We start from the raw sequence: 15621 nt of genomic DNA on the forward strand, positions 1-15621 counted from the left end.
AAGATTGTCTTGTCAACACGTTTTGAACAAATTTTAAGTTGAAAGTGAGCGCGCCACTTTTAACCATAAAGGAGAAGATTTACATGGAGACAAGAGACAAACTGATGTCGTTGACTCAAAGTAACAAAACACAGCAGTGGTTAATGGACAAATCATCTAACCAAGATGACGTTCAACTATTACAACAACAATTCAGCCAGCAGTTAGATCAAAAATATAATGCACTTTTAGCTGATGAACAAGCTAAGTTAGACCAATACGTGGAAGTACAGCAAGGATTGGGATCATTAAAGGAAGAGATTGAATCAGAACCTATTTCGCTTAATATCGATAAATTACCCGATATCAAAGCAACAATGTTTGAAAGAGCCAAGAATGATGAACATTCTGATAAGATCGAAAAGCTATTTGATAGGTTAGAACAGGCATTAAATGGTACGAATCGATTATATACGCAATTATCGTTGATTGGTACACGAACACATCGAATTACAACTAAAAATTTTAATCTTCAAGGCTTACCTAAAGCAGTACAACATACGATTTTACCTTCAAAATTTAAGAAGGTGTATACAGTCGATTTTAAATCGTTTGAACCATCAGTTGTAGCGTACATGACTCAAGATTCAAAACTGATTGACTTTTTAAATCAGAAAGACGGACTGTATGATGCATTGCTAAGTGAATTAGACTTACCAGATGAGCTACGAGTATTTGTTAAACGTGCATTTATTGGTTCGTTTCTATTTGGTGGCAACTTCAATAGTCCTAAATTCAAGTTGAAACATTATGTAAGTGAAGTGCAATGGTTGGATGCGGTCAGCCAATTTACAAAAGTCATTGAACTTAAGAAACAAATCGAAGAGCATAAAACCATGCCTATGCCTTACGGCATTGAACATGATATGAGCGCATTTCAAGGTAGCAGTATTATGGCAATCTACGTACAAACTGTAGCGAGTTATATTTTCAAGCACATTCTGCTAAAAGTGTACAAAGCACAGTGCGATCAAAAAACGTTCAAGATTATAGTACCGATACACGATGCGATTATGATTGAATGTGAAGATGAAGAAATTGCACAAAATGTGGGTCAGTTAATGAAAGATACGGCTAACCAGTTGTTCAATGGTGAATTTGCACATGTGAGAGTGGAAGAAATAGGAGGCGTAGACCATGAATAATGATAGAGGACAAAGCTTACACATTCCAAGTATTACACCACTTAAAGAAAATAATATATATGTAGCTACGTTACATTCTGTGAGCCAAACAGATTTCTCAGGTGAAGTAAAACACCAATTCACGTATGAAATTGAAGTGAACAATCAGATTGTATACGTGAATCGTAATATTTCAACACATGCGACAGCTAAACAGGTGTCAATAAATGATTGGCTAAAGAATCATAGCAACTATAGCGTGGGTCACAAAACATATGAACCTTACATTGACCGAAAGCATTTAATCTTTATTGGTCAATATAACGGTAATTATTATGTACACGATGTAGCAACATTAAATGAAACTGGAGGCATATTATAATGAAACATATATTCGATATGTTAACAAAAATAATAAGTGTGGCTAAGGAGGCAGTCGACCGTCAAGGTCTGATTGCTATCCTAACCATGAGTATTGGCAATGATGATGAAATAGAAGAAACGGTACAAGGTGAAACAGTGTATAACGAACTTATCGATCAGTTACGACTTAATATCCCAAAAGATACGGATTATCGACCTAACATCTATAGCTATTTCGGTATTAAGAAGAAACCAAGTGACACAATATTAATAGACATGATGATAAAAGTTTTTCATATCAAACGCTTCAATTCGGAACTGTATATATTCAAAATTAACGGTTGGCAAAAGCTAAGTGAAGACGAGTTAAAAGGATTTGTATCAAAAATGATACAAGTACTGTTAATCGGTTATACGCCTACGCAAAGTGCACTGAATAATGTGGTTGAAGGTCTGCAAAAATCAACAGATGTAGAAGAACTTGTCGAGAACGAGCACTATATTGGTTGTGGTGAAAATATGTTCGATCTTAATACATTCAAAGTCGTTAAAAATTCAATCGACATTTTTCCAAAAACGCGATTAAATTTAGCGTTAGATAAAAATGATGAGATTACTGACCAGATACCCAAACATTTCAATCAATATATGTTAGAACTTGCGAATTATGACGATGACTTACAATACTTTCTTTTTCAACATACAGCAGTGTTATTGACGGCTGATACTAAATACCGTCGAGGTCTCATATTATATGGTGGAGCTAAGAATGGTAAATCTGTATATATTGAACTAGTTAAATCATTTTTCTATAGCAAAGATATTGTGTCTAAGCCACTTAATGAGCTTGAAGGTCGTTTTGACAAAGAAAGTTTAATTGACAAAAGCCTGATGGCAAGTCATGAAATTGGGAAATCTAGGGTTCAAGAACAGATTGTAAATGATTTCAAAAAGTTATTATCTGTAGAATCAATGCATGTTGATCGTAAAGGGAAAACTCAAGTGGAAGTCACATTGGATTTGAAACTTGTTTTTGGTACAAATGCAGTACTTAATTTTCCTCCTGAACATGCGAAAGCTTTAGAGCGTCGAATTAATGTTATTCCATGTGAGTATTATGTTGAAAAAGCGGATACTTCATTAATTGATAAACTCGAGAGTGAGAAGAAAGAAATTTTTCTTTATTTGATGCATGTGTATCAACAGATTGTAAAAGCAGATATCGAATATCTTGAAAATAATCGTGTCACTGAAATTACTCACGATTGGTTAAATTTTGGATATGAATTTGTTTCTAGCAGGTCCGCAAGTATTGCAAGTCAAAAAGACTGTATTAAGTTACTAAAAAAATTAATAAAAAATGAATCAGGGTCTCGTGTTTATTTACCTGAACTCAATAATGCTGTTAAACGAGAACTTAATATAAGCTCTCAAGTTATTAAGGATTTGGTTCAAGCTAACTTTAATGTACAAAGTAGACTAAATAATGGCTATAAATATTGGGTCGATTTAGGATGGAAAGAAACCGAAAAAAAGAATCTTCATAATAATTCAGGCAAAAATAATATCATTTCATTCGATAAGAGCGAAAATGTAACAAACGATGAATTCTTATACGAAGATGATTTGGACATAGGTTGGGAGGACTTTGACGATGAATAATGAACAAATTGAAGCATTTGTAGAAGTGCTTGTACCTCTTATAGAAGAGCGTATGAATAAAAGTAAGTAAGCTAATTATGTACTACAGGCTAATGCCTGTAGTACTCATATTATTAAGTGGCAAAAGTGATAAAAATGAAACGAAGTTATAAATATATATTATCCATGTGATGTTACAAGACCGATGGTCTGTAACAATAATCTAATAAAAGGAGCGGTATGATATGAAGGGTAAAATTGCACTTTATTCACGCGTTAGTACGTCTGAGCAGTCAGAACATGGTTATTCTGTAAAGGAGCAGGAACAAGTACTCATCAAAGAAGTTGTGAAAAATTTCCCGGGTTATGACTATGAGACATATACTGACTCAGGCATTTCAGGTAAAAATATTGAAGGTCGTCCGGCAATGAAACGTCTATTACAAGATGTTAAGGATAATAAAATCGAAATGGTATTAAGTTGGAAATTGAATCGTATTTCTCGCTCAATGAGAGACGTGTTTAATATTATTCATGAATTCAAAGAGCATGGCGTAGGTTATAAATCGATTTCTGAGAATATTGATACATCCAATGCTTCTGGAGAAGTACTCGTTACAATGTTTGGACTAATAGGATCAATTGAGCGTTCAACATTGATTAGTAATGTCAAGATGTCGATGAATGCTAAAGCGCGTAGTGGAGAAGCTATTACAGGTAGAGTGCTCGGCTACAAGTTGAAACTCAATCCACTTACACAGAAAAATGATTTGGTTATCGATGAAAATGAAGCTAATATCGTACGTGAAATTTTCGATTTATACTTGAATCATAATAAAGGACTCAAAGCCATTACATCAGTACTGAATCAAAAGGGGTATCGTACTATTAATCAAAAGCCATTTTCAGTGTATGGTGTTAAATACATTTTGAATAATCCAGTCTATAAAGGTTATGTCAGATTCAATAACCATCAAAACTGGGCTGTACAGCGAAGAAGTGGCAAAAGTGATAAAAATGATGTGATATTGGTCAAAGGTAAACATGAAGCCATTATAAGTGAAGAGGTATTTGATCAAGTTCATGAGAAACTAGCTTCTAAAAGTTTTAAACCGGGCAGACCTATTGGTGGAGATTTCTACCTTCGTGGGCTCATTAAATGTCCAGAGTGCGGCAATAATATGGTATGTCGACGGACTTATTATAAAACGAAAAAGTCGAAAGAACGGACAATCAAACGCTATTACATTTGTTCCTTATTCAATCGCTCAGGTAGTTCAGCATGTCATAGTAACGCCATTAATGCCGAAGTCGTCGAGCGTGTAATTAATGTTCATTTGAATCGTATTCTGTCTCAACCAGATATTATCAAGCAGATTGCGTCAAATGTGATCGAAGAACTGAAACAAAAGCATAGTCATCAAGCAGAAATAAAATATGACACTGATAGCTTAGAAAAACAAAAAGCTAAGCTTAAATCACAACAAGAACGATTATTAGATTTGTATTTGGATGAGGAAATAGATAGCGACATATTGAAAGATAAACAAAGTCGAATGAACGAGCAGTTAGAAGCATTAGATCAACAAATTAAAGAAGCGCAACAAGCAAATCAATCCCAGGATGATATACCCAATTTTGATAAGTTAAAAGGACGACTCATTTTGATGATAACACGATTCAGTGTATATCTTAGAAAAGCCACACCCGAAGCTAAAAATCAACTTATGAAAATGTTAATTGACTCGATTGAAATTACGACAGATAAACAAGTGAAAGTGGTACGATATAAAATTGATGAAAGTCTTATCCCTCAATCTTTGAAAAAAGATTGGGGGTCTTTTTTTATGCCCAAATTCCAATTCGAAATAGACGGTCGAAACAATTATTTCATCGACCAAATTACCACTTTTACCACTTAGTGCTTAGTGACAAAAGTGAGAGAAATGAAATAAAAATCAAATATATATTATCTAAATGATGTATCACATGATTACATCAAACCAATACATTAGGAGGTCATAATTATGACACTGGAACAACAACTCAAGCACTATATAACCAACTTATTCAAGCTGCCAAAGGAAGAAAAGTGGGAATGTGAATCCATTGAGGAAATTGCTGATGATATTCTACCTGATCAATACGTAAGACTTGGCCCACTCAGTAATAAAATACTTCAAACCTATACCTACTACTCTGACACACTTCACGAAAGTAATATCTATCCGTTCATCCTCTACCATCAGAAACAACTCATAGCCATTGGTTATATCGATGAAAATCACGATATGGATTTTTTATACCTACACAACACTATCATGCCCCTTTTGGATCAACGATACTTACTAACAGGAGGACAATAATATGCATAAATATATAAAAATCACACAAATAGTTATTACAGTCCTAAGTGAAATCATTACTTGGATGAAAGAATCAGAACGAAAGGAAGTCTATTATGAATAGATATATCACTCGTGGTATTGTCCAAAACTTACCTACTGCATTACAACATCAATTATGGCAATTTGTAGCACAACGTGAAAAGGAACAGTCCAAGGAACTAGAATCAATAGATTATTTTCATGTCTTCCAGTTCAACATGCATAATGATCAATTATATATCAAACACAAACAAGAACGTCCTGAGTACATCAAAACACATAAAGCTAATTATTCAAAAGCTATCAATATAAATAAGGTCTATATTATCCGAGAAGATGATGTAGACCTTTCTTATTACGTCATGTTACTACCGGAAGAATACTAAAGGAAGTGAATACTATGAATACAATCAAAAGTACGATACACACAGAAGCTATATTTAGCGACGATGAACAACATCGCTACTTACTCAAAAAGACGTGGGATGAAAAGAAATCCGCATGTACAGTCATAACGATGTACCCTCATTTAGATGGCATACTTTCCCTCGATCTAACAACCGTTCTAATTCTTAACCAATTAGCGAAGTCTGATAAATATGGTTCTGTATATCTTGTGAACCTATTCTCTAATATCAAAACACCAGAAAACCTCAAACATATCAAAGAGCCATACGATGAGCACACAGATATTCACTTGATGAAAGCGATAAGTGAAAGTGACACAGTGATTCTTGCTTATGGTGCCTATGCGAAGCGACCAGTTGTCGTCGAACGTGTTGAACAAGTGATGGAAATGTTAAAACCTCATAAAAAGAAAGTAAAAAAGCTCATTAACCCAGTAACAAGTGAAGTCATGCATCCACTGAACCCTAAAGCGCGTCAAAAATGGACACTAAAATAAAGGAGAATTATCTATGAACCATGGAACTAAACAATCGGACTGGCGAATAATTGCTAGTTGTTTAGCATCTCAAAATTACATTTCAATAGTAAAAGGTCTGGTGCATCATTTCACAGCCATCGATGATGAGGAAATACTTGATAAAATCTATGATGATTTTATAAATGATGACTCTATTACAACGGTACTTAACAATGATTTACAGACAATCATTAATAATTATCTATCAAAATAAAGACTATACTAATTACAATAAAAACAGAGCATCCTTCACTTTGCGGTGAGGGATGCTCTAATGCTTATTTTTTTCTAATTTCAATTAACATAATAGGCCATTATCAGAATCTATATGAACATTTTTTGTAAAAAACCTTGTTTACGCTGTTTTAGTACTTTAATTTTCTTCGCTTTGTTATTAATAATACTGTCTAATTTTATGAAAAAAGAGCCTATTTTAATCTGTTCACTTTTATCTATTGGAATTAATATTGTTTCTTTTGAATAATCTTTAAAATATAAGTGAGGAATTGTACTTCCAATAACGAATCTATTAAAATTCATTGTTTTCAAATAATAAAACAGAAACTTAATATCGATATTTTGAGGTAGTAAATAGCCCATTGTTCCAATAACAGATGATTTACCAGGTCTAAGATTTAAACGGCCAACACCTGCTCCATCTTTTAATATCGAAATATATGATTCTTCTATATCAAAATTCGTATCTCTACTAATTTCTTGAACTGCATCATAAACTGGATACTGACCATGAATAATATCTTCTGAATAATAGTTAGAACTACGTTTAGAACTAAGGTATTTTACAACATTAAATAGTTTTTTCTCTTCCCACTCTGGATACTCATTCCCACTTTCATCTTTAAATCGTAGTTCTTGTGAGAAAATCTTTTGCATATATCCCTTTTTCTGTTCTTCTAATTTCGCTAACTTTTGTTCCTCTAATTCAATTTGTCGGTCAAGTTTGCTAAAGAAATATCCTATTTGTTCTTGTTCATTTATATCTAGAGGTTTTTTTATTTGTTTCCTTAATAAATCATTTTTAGTTAAACCTTTTATAGAAGTTCCTTGTAATTTAGTCGATTCTTTTCTAATTAATTTGTATAGCGCATATAATGCATAATTTGTATCTATTAATAAATTACTTAATGATAAAAAATCCTGACTAGTAGAAAATTCATCTCTTATTAAAGCTAATTTTCCAACCCCAACTCTGGTTACAATAGCTATTGAATTTTCAGGGATTAATTTAGCTGAAGAATTTTCTATAGCTACACTGTTTATATACTTGTGAAATTCTACATTTTTAACATCATCAATCTTAAGATCTGAACTTTGAATCCACGGTATGTTTCCTTCCCAATATTCCTTAACTTTAGTACTGGGAGTTCCACCACCCGTATAATTTTCTGCTATATTTCCTAATTCTATGCTTCCCCATTCACCTTTAAACTCTGGAAACCTTAACTTAGGTACATTTTTAATTTTATTAGTCATGTGTTAACACTCCTAATTCTTTTAAATACTCGTTAATTTCTTGTTCTACGTCTGCGATTTCATCATCGATTTGATTCAGTTCTTGTTGAACTTGGTTTAAATCAATCGGTTCTTCTTCTTCAAATGTGTCGACATATCTAGGAATATTTAAGTTATAATCATTTTCTTCAATTTCTTTGATACTTGCCACATAGCTATATTTATCAACTGTTTCTCTGTTTTTATACGTATCAATGATTTTTTCAACTTGCTCATCTGTTAAATGGTTTTGATTTTTACCTTTTTCAAATTCATTAGATGCATCAATAAATAGGACATCTTGATCTGTTTCACGACATTTTTTAAGTACGAGGACACAAGTTGGAATTGAAGTACCATAGAAGATATTCGCAGGCAAACCAATGACCGCGTCTAAATAATTTTTCTCTTCGATAAGATATTTACGTATCGTACCTTCAGCTGCACCACGGAATAAGACACCGTGCGGTAAGACTACCGCCATCGTTCCTTCATCATCTAAATAATGCACCATGTGTTGGATAAATGCGAAATCTGCTTTAGATTTAGGCGCTAGTTTACCGTAATTACTGAAACGTTCGTCATCATTGAATTTACTATCTGCAGACCATTTGGCACTATAAGGAGGGTTGGCTACCACAGCATCAAACTTTTCATCTAAAAATGCTGGATTTTCTAGCGTGTCATCATTTTGAATATCAAAGTTTTCATAACGCACATCATGTAACAACATGTTCATTCGAGCTAAGTTATAGGTTGTGTTGTTACGCTCTTGTCCATTATAACGATAGACTGTTGTTTCTTTACCCACACGTAGTAATAATGAGCCTGAACCACACGTAGGGTCATAGACATTTCTTAACTTGTCTTTACCTAATGTAACGATTTTCGCTAAGATTTTTGACACTTGTTGTGGCGTATAGAATTCTCCGGCTTTTTTACCCGCATTGGCCGCAAAACGGCCAATTAGAAATTCGTAAGCATCACCTAACATATCAATTTCCATATCACTATGCACAAATGGTAGGTCGCCTAAGTTAACCATCACTTTACCTATAAGGGCAGTACGCTCTTTGACCGTATTACCTAGACGTGTTGAGCTTAAATCCATATCGCTAAACAAACCAATGAAGTCTTCTTCACTGTCTTGACCAAGCGTAGACGTTTCTACTTTTCGAATCGCTTGTGCTAAATGTTCAATATCAAACCGTTGATTTTCAATTTCCTTAACCATACTGCTGAATAAGTCTTCCGGCTCAATAAAATAACCCACATTCTCGATGAGTTCAGCTTTTAAGTCTTCACGATATTCTTCATCTTCCCAAGCTTCTTCATATGTTAAATCTTCACCTGACAATGCTTCCGCAACTTCTGTTTCGGCTTTTTCTGATAAAAAGCGATAGAAAATAAGTCCTAAAATATAGTTACGGAACTCACTTGCGTCCATATTCCCTCTTAAGTCATTAGCAATGGACCATAAGCGTTTATGTAATTCAGCCTGTTGCTGACGTTGTTTCTCTGTAATTGACATGTTATTTCCTCCATTTATTCAAATGCTTTTTGCTTTGTTTATATAATTAGCTTATGTGTTTATAGCACATATCAAAACCTCTACAATATTTATTATCACAAAGGTTTGATATACTTTCTAGCTACTGTATTTCTCCGTCACTTCTTCGACAAATGATGTGACTGCTTTTTTCGTTTGACGTTTTTCTCGTAACTTTTTATCACCCACAAGGTCCTTAAGGTGATCTTGATTGACAATACCGCTATATTCATATTCACCTGTGATATCTTTAAGTATCTGTTCATCAATTGCTTGTTGACGTGCAAATTGATTGAATTCTGATTCACGTTTCGCTTTTTCAAATAGGATATAGGCTTCATCTATATTGTCTTCTTCAGACAATTCAGGTATAACGTCATCGATAAATTCGCGAATTAAATCCCGTTTCAAACGTAAAGTTGGATCATCCGCGTTGTCTAACATACGTCTAATTTGTTCACGATTACGCTGCTGTTCTGCTTTATCTTTTAAATCAATTTGTCTGACGAGATCCATGATATAGGAGACATTAATTCGATCATTACGTAAGATTTCAATTTCAAAATCAATATCGTTGAGAATAGAGACTTTTTCAACTTCACCTCGTTTAGGCTTCACTTCGTCATATATCGCAAAATACTTACTCTTATAGTCCTCAAATTCTTGTTCATCCATACCGATATTTGCCTTTGTAAAGTTAAATTCATCGAAGGCTTTCAATCTCAGCACGAGTTTTGAAACTAAACGGAAAGCCTCCACAAACGCTTTTTTCTCATTTTCATCTTGAACTTGATCCATATCTTGAGGTTTTAGTGCAACAGCTTTTAGTTCAGCTAATGCATCAACAAACTCCGCTTTATATTCATCATAATCTCTCATTAACACACGATCTGTATCTTCCGTTTGAGAGAACAGCTTTAAGGCGTTATCTGTATTTTGTTTCAAGTCACGATAATTCACAATCTTACCAAATGGTTTAGTTTCTTTTTCCACGCGGTTCGTACGTGAATAGGCTTGGATTAAGTCGTGATATTTTAATTTTTTATCGACATATAATGTATTTAATACCTTACTATCAAAGCCTGTTAAAAACATATTAACGACGATTAAAACATCAATTTTGTTGCCTTTGACACCTTTTTTGACATTTTTAGAGATATGATTAAAGTATTCTTGGAAGGTATCTGTCGAGAAATTGGTGCCAAAGTTATCATTATAATCTTTGATGACTTCTTCCAATTTTTCTCTAGAATGTGCCTCATCTACTTCTCCTTCATTACGCTCTTCATTGGCGGCATAAGAGAACACACCTGCGACTTTTAAAGGATGTTCATAATCCTTACTGATCTTTTTAAACGTATCATAATATTTCACAAGGGCTGGAATACTCTGAACGGTTAATATCGCTGAATATTGTCTGTTTCTTGTATATTTGTCGTGATTTTCTGTAATATGACGCGCAATGAGTTCAACGCGTTGATCAGATAACCAAACCTCATCAGTATTAATACCTTCAACCAATTCGTCTGTCTCTGTATCTATATTCTGAGCTTTAATGGTATTGATATAGTCTACGGAAAAGCCCAATACATTACCGTCATGAATCGCGTCTTTAATTAAATAAGTGTGTAAACAGCGACCGAAGATGTCCGCAGTACTCCGACCATCCTGACTTTGGTTTTCTTCAAAACGCGGTGTACCCGTAAAACCAAAATATTGCGCATTATTAAAATGTTGACGAACAATGCGATGCATATCTCCAAATTGACTACGATGACATTCGTCAATAATGAATACCACTTTATCTGTTTTATATTGATCCAATGCTTCTGCATTATTTTGAATTGCTTTAGACATTTTTTGAATCGTTGTGACAATAAGTGGTAAACTCTTATCCTTTAATTGCTTAACGAGCTGCGCCGTATTATTCGTTTTATCCACGGAACCTTTAGAGAATTTATTAAACTCCTCTTCGGTCTGACTGTCTAAATCCTTACGGTCGACAAGGAAGATGACTTTTTTGATGTCATCTTGTTCTGACAACACTTGACTCGCTTTAAAGGAAGTTAATGTTTTACCACTGCCCGTCGTATGCCAAATATAACCATTGTTACTTGTTTCTGTAGCTTGACGTATCAAGGCTTCAACAGCGTGGACTTGATATGGACGCATGGCCATAAGGATATTGTCTGTTTCATTTAAAATCATATAGCGTGAAATCATTTTAGCGATATGGCACGGTCTTAAAAATGTTTCAGTAAATTCATTTAATGTATTGATATGATTGTTCTCTTTATCACTCCAATAAAACATATGACTTTTATATATTTCGCCATCATTATTAGAGATATAGCGTGTATCGATCCCATTACTAATAATAAATAATTGTATGTAGCGAAAAAGGCCCGTGTAGTTTTGTTTACGATAGCGCATAACCTGATTAAATGCTTCATTGATATCAATGCCACGACGTTTAAGTTCAATTTGTACTAATGGTAAGCCATTAATTAAAATTGTGACATCATATCTCGCTTTATATGTGTCATCTACAGATACTTGGTTGGTGATTTGAAATTTATTTTGACACCAATTTCTCGTATCCAAAAATGATAAATACACTTCAGATTCATCATCACGTTTTAAAGGCATTTTATCACGTAATATACGGGCACTTTCAAAAATGCCTTTACCATTAATCATGGTTAACAAGCGTTGAAACTCTTTATCTGTTAAAGGTTCCCCATTTAATTTATCAGCGTGACGTTCATTCAATATCGAACGGAAATTATCTAATAATTGTTGTTCATTTCTGATCGTTACCGTTTCATAGCCGTTGGATTTTAACTGTTCCATCATTTCAGTTTCTAACGCAAATTCACTTTGATATACCATAACATCCCCCTAAATTTATTTTTTCTATTATGATCAACGATTATCTTATTAATAATTATAACATTTAAATTGTTATGGAAATACAGACAAACAGATGAATCATTTGTTATTACAGTATCAATATATTAGTTGTATTAAGTATAGTATATTTTTATTTTATTGTATTTGATAACGCTTTATTTTTTGATAACATTGAAAGTGAAGCTTACATATGGGAGATGTATTTAATGAAATTTAGAAAGTTAGGGATGTTAGGTTTGTCTTCTTTTATTATTTTAAGTGCCTGCGGTCAAAATACAGACAATAATAATAAAAAAGACAATGATCAAAATCAAACACAGGAAAGGGATAAAAAATCAGATGAAACTGAAAAGCAATCAAATGATGAAGTAGCAGAAAACAATCAAAATACAAAAAATCAACCTCAAGGTGATTCTAATACTGCAGAAACAACAAATGAAGCAAATAATCGAAATAGTGAACCTATAACAATTGATGAAGCAAAATCTATCGCTTTTAACTCTGAAGATATACTTAATTTCACTAAAAATAAAGATGAACTGATTTACAATAAAGATAAAAGTAATGAGGATGAAATATTTATTGAAACACCTTTTGGTGGGATAAACGAATCTGTTAAGCACCACGCAATTATAGATAGAAACACAGGAGAAATTATAAGTACTGGTAGTGCTGGTACGCATGCAGATGGCCTTATAAAAACAAATGATGGAAAGATAAATAAAAAAGCTTACAATATAACTTTAGATTTCTATAATACTTACGTATACAAAAAAGGGATGCCTGAGTTTGAAACTGCTACTTCTGATGTTCCAGAACAAAAATATAAAGAACTTTCAAACATCGTAGGTAATTATAGACAAAAAGAACAAGAATATGACAATGAATCAAATCAATCAACATCAAATAACAGCCAGTCTCGAAATGAAAAAGAAAATAATCAAACAGATAATGATAGTAAACAATCAACGAATGAAAATACAAAAAATGAACAAAACCGAGACAACTTTGAAACAAATAATGATGAATTCAATCAAAAACAAAATAATGAAGAACAGCAAGAAAATAGTAACGAGGAAGCTTCGCAAAATGAGGAACGTGAGGATCCAAATCAACAAATAGGACAACCATCTAGCGAGGATAAGCAAAATTCAGATGCAACACAAGAAAATAATAACCAAAACAATGATGAAAATACCGATGGTAACAACTATGAAAATGAACAATCTCAAGATGTAGAATCAAAAAGTTCAGAAAATGACAAAGAAACTTCAAACGCTTCATAAATATAAAAATATTATTATCAAAAGGAGTCTTTAATTGGTTAGTGTTACACAAAGAATTTCACAAATTAAACAACCCCGTGGTGGGTATTTAAACAGAAAATCATTTGAAGTTAAGCAACTAGAACCAGAAACATTTATAGATACAAAATATGAAAATATAGCACCTCAAACAATTGGTTTAGTCGTAGACTACCTTACTCGTATGGTTATAAATCAAGACAAAGAAAAATCATTTGCCATATCGTTAACTGGCGCAAAATTAGCTGGGGAATTACAAACAGCCGAATCATTGTTAAAAGATATTAATGATAATGATGATCTATCTATTATTAAAGCATGTCAATTGGTAAATTACGATATGGTATATAGAGCAGGTAGCATGCCTAAAGAATTTAAAATTCCAGATCAAGACACAATTAATAATATAAAATCACTTATAAAGAGAAGTCTTTCATTTTTTAATCAAATTGGTGAAGTTAAAATGGATGGTTTCACATTTGAGGGGGGTTATACAAGCATTATTAACACTGGAGATGGTGACTTTCTAACTGAAGATACATTGTGGGACTTTAAAGTTTCAAAACAATTGCCACAGAAAAATAGTACGCTTCAATTAGTGATATATTATTTAATGGGTAAGGCATCTCAAAAGCCTATCTTTGAGAATATACGTTACATTGGTATTTATAATCCAAGATTCAACCAAATTTATAAGTATGACATGACACAGGCTGATTCAGAAATGATTGAAACAATCCAAAAACATGTTATTGGATACGATTAATATAAATATATGAAATATTTTAAGGGATGGTGTATTTGAAAATGAAAAAAACAGTAACTAGTTTAGCAGTAGCTACATTATTGTTATCAGCTTCAGGAGTTGTTAAAGCAGCTGATAATAAAGCAGATTGGGATGAACCTGTTTTTATTAAAGGTGCTGACCTAGAAGGGCAAGATTTACAACAAACTGAAGATAATTTAGGTGTTGATGATAACTATGAAATTTATAGTGTTAACGTCAATGATGTGAGTAATTATATCCCCAATAGTAGTAATTTAAGTTATATTTATTCAAGTGCAACAATTGAACATAAAAATGGGGTAAGGGTGTTGATGTGAAAATTGATACACCAGATAACATTACAAAAGTGACATCTGAACAATATCAAAATGCTGCAATTACGGCAGGAATTAAAAATGCAGAAATACATATAGCTTCTGTAGAACCAGTAACGGGTGAAGGTGCTTTAGCAGGTATTTATAAAGCTTATGAAGAAAAAGGTAACGATCTAAATACTGAAGATATTCAAAATTCAAACCAAGAAATGAATGATTTAGGTACAATTTCGGAAGAAAATAAAGGTAAAGATGGGTATTCAGATGAAGCTTTAAATGCTTCTATAGCAGATATTAAAGAACAACTTGCAGATATTAAACAAAATCAAGATAAACAAATTACACAACAACAAGTTGAAGACACTGTTAATAAAGTCCTCGATGAACGTGGTTTATCAGAAATATTATCAAATAATCAAATTCAAATGATTAATAATAATATGGTGAATGTGGCAAACTCTAATGCCTTAACTTCCGATCCTAAAGCATTTAAACAAAATGCTAAAGATGTATTAAAAAATATTGAAAAAAACTCTGATGATTTATTGAATAAAGCGAAGGATAAAGCCAAAGATTTGAATACAGAAGAAAATAGAAATCTCCTTCAACGCATATGGGACGGTATTGTGGAAATTATTCAATCGATCATTCAATTTTTCTCTAATCTGTTAAATAAATTATAAACAGAGAAATCTTAATTTGGATATTTTAAAGATGTAATCTCAATACAAAGATTCATGTAAATAGAGTTCATTTTTATATT

At 32.8% G+C, this 15621-nt stretch carries 13 protein-coding genes and 1 pseudogene; 11 read left to right on the top strand and 3 right to left on the bottom strand.

What is annotated here, in order from left to right; translation table 11 throughout:
• Window positions 1-83 precede the first annotated feature (83 nt).
• From BJG89_RS00420 to BJG89_RS00455, 8 genes are all read left to right on the top strand, one after another.
• On the top strand, window positions 84-1184 hold the full coding sequence (locus BJG89_RS00420) for a DNA polymerase (RefSeq protein WP_096808015.1): 1101 nt from the start codon (window positions 84-86) through the stop codon (window positions 1182-1184).
• Window positions 1177-1545, top strand: a complete 369-nt coding sequence (locus BJG89_RS00425; RefSeq protein ID WP_096808016.1) for a hypothetical protein — start codon at window positions 1177-1179, stop codon at window positions 1543-1545. The genes BJG89_RS00420 and BJG89_RS00425 overlap by 8 nt, the downstream gene beginning before the upstream one ends.
• Window positions 1545-3188, top strand: coding sequence for a DUF5906 domain-containing protein (locus BJG89_RS00430; protein WP_096808017.1), 1644 nt, complete (start codon window positions 1545-1547; stop codon window positions 3186-3188). The genes BJG89_RS00425 and BJG89_RS00430 overlap by 1 nt, the downstream gene beginning before the upstream one ends.
• 224 nt (window positions 3189-3412) lie before the next feature.
• On the top strand, window positions 3413-5089 hold the full coding sequence (gene ccrC / locus BJG89_RS00435) for a cassette chromosome recombinase CcrC (protein WP_096808018.1): 1677 nt from the start codon (window positions 3413-3415) through the stop codon (window positions 5087-5089).
• A 105-nt stretch (window positions 5090-5194) separates the two neighbouring features.
• Entirely contained in the window at window positions 5195-5533 is a 339-nt protein-coding gene (locus tag BJG89_RS00440) for an SAUGI family uracil-DNA glycosylase inhibitor (RefSeq protein ID WP_096808019.1), read from the top strand.
• A gap of 95 nt (window positions 5534-5628) precedes the next feature.
• Window positions 5629-5940, top strand: a complete 312-nt coding sequence (locus tag BJG89_RS00445) for a DUF960 family protein (protein ID WP_096808020.1) — start codon at window positions 5629-5631, stop codon at window positions 5938-5940.
• Between the two features lie 14 nt (window positions 5941-5954).
• Complete coding sequence (locus BJG89_RS00450) at window positions 5955-6458, top strand: DUF1643 domain-containing protein (RefSeq protein WP_096808021.1); 504 nt, start codon at window positions 5955-5957, stop codon at window positions 6456-6458.
• 13 nt (window positions 6459-6471) lie between these two features.
• Complete coding sequence (locus tag BJG89_RS00455; RefSeq protein ID WP_096808022.1) at window positions 6472-6693, top strand: hypothetical protein; 222 nt, start codon at window positions 6472-6474, stop codon at window positions 6691-6693.
• 110 nt (window positions 6694-6803) lie between these two features.
• Here BJG89_RS00455 and BJG89_RS00460 read toward each other — a convergent pair whose 3' ends face one another.
• The 3 genes from BJG89_RS00460 to BJG89_RS00470 all read right to left on the bottom strand — a co-directional run bounded on the left by BJG89_RS00460 (window position 6804) and on the right by BJG89_RS00470 (window position 12432).
• Complete coding sequence (locus tag BJG89_RS00460) at window positions 6804-7973, bottom strand: restriction endonuclease subunit S (RefSeq protein WP_096808023.1); 1170 nt, start codon at window positions 7971-7973, stop codon at window positions 6804-6806.
• Window positions 7966-9522: a type I restriction-modification system subunit M gene (locus BJG89_RS00465; protein WP_096808024.1), complete on the bottom strand. Its 1557-nt coding sequence runs from the start codon at window positions 9520-9522 to the stop codon at window positions 7966-7968. Before BJG89_RS00465 ends, BJG89_RS00460 begins: the two co-directional genes overlap by 8 nt.
• Before the next feature lie 117 nt (window positions 9523-9639).
• Window positions 9640-12432: a type I restriction endonuclease subunit R gene (locus BJG89_RS00470; protein WP_096808025.1), complete on the bottom strand. Its 2793-nt coding sequence runs from the start codon at window positions 12430-12432 to the stop codon at window positions 9640-9642.
• 227 nt (window positions 12433-12659) lie between these two features.
• Between BJG89_RS00470 and BJG89_RS00475 the strand changes: the two genes are divergently transcribed.
• From BJG89_RS00475 to BJG89_RS00485, 3 genes and pseudogenes are all read left to right on the top strand, one after another.
• The gene (locus BJG89_RS00475; RefSeq protein WP_096808026.1) at window positions 12660-13739 is read left to right on the top strand and encodes a hypothetical protein; all 1080 of its coding nucleotides are present in this window, start codon (window positions 12660-12662) and stop codon (window positions 13737-13739) included.
• Between the two features lie 34 nt (window positions 13740-13773).
• On the top strand, window positions 13774-14523 hold the full coding sequence (locus tag BJG89_RS00480; RefSeq protein WP_096808027.1) for a hypothetical protein: 750 nt from the start codon (window positions 13774-13776) through the stop codon (window positions 14521-14523).
• 41 nt (window positions 14524-14564) lie between these two features.
• Window positions 14565-15541 (top strand): annotated as a pseudogene (locus BJG89_RS00485) (DUF1002 domain-containing protein).
• The last annotated feature ends 80 nt before the right edge of the window (window positions 15542-15621 follow it).

It is taken from the genome of Staphylococcus nepalensis (assembly GCF_002442935.1).
GTDB lineage: Bacteria > Bacillota > Bacilli > Staphylococcales > Staphylococcaceae > Staphylococcus > Staphylococcus nepalensis.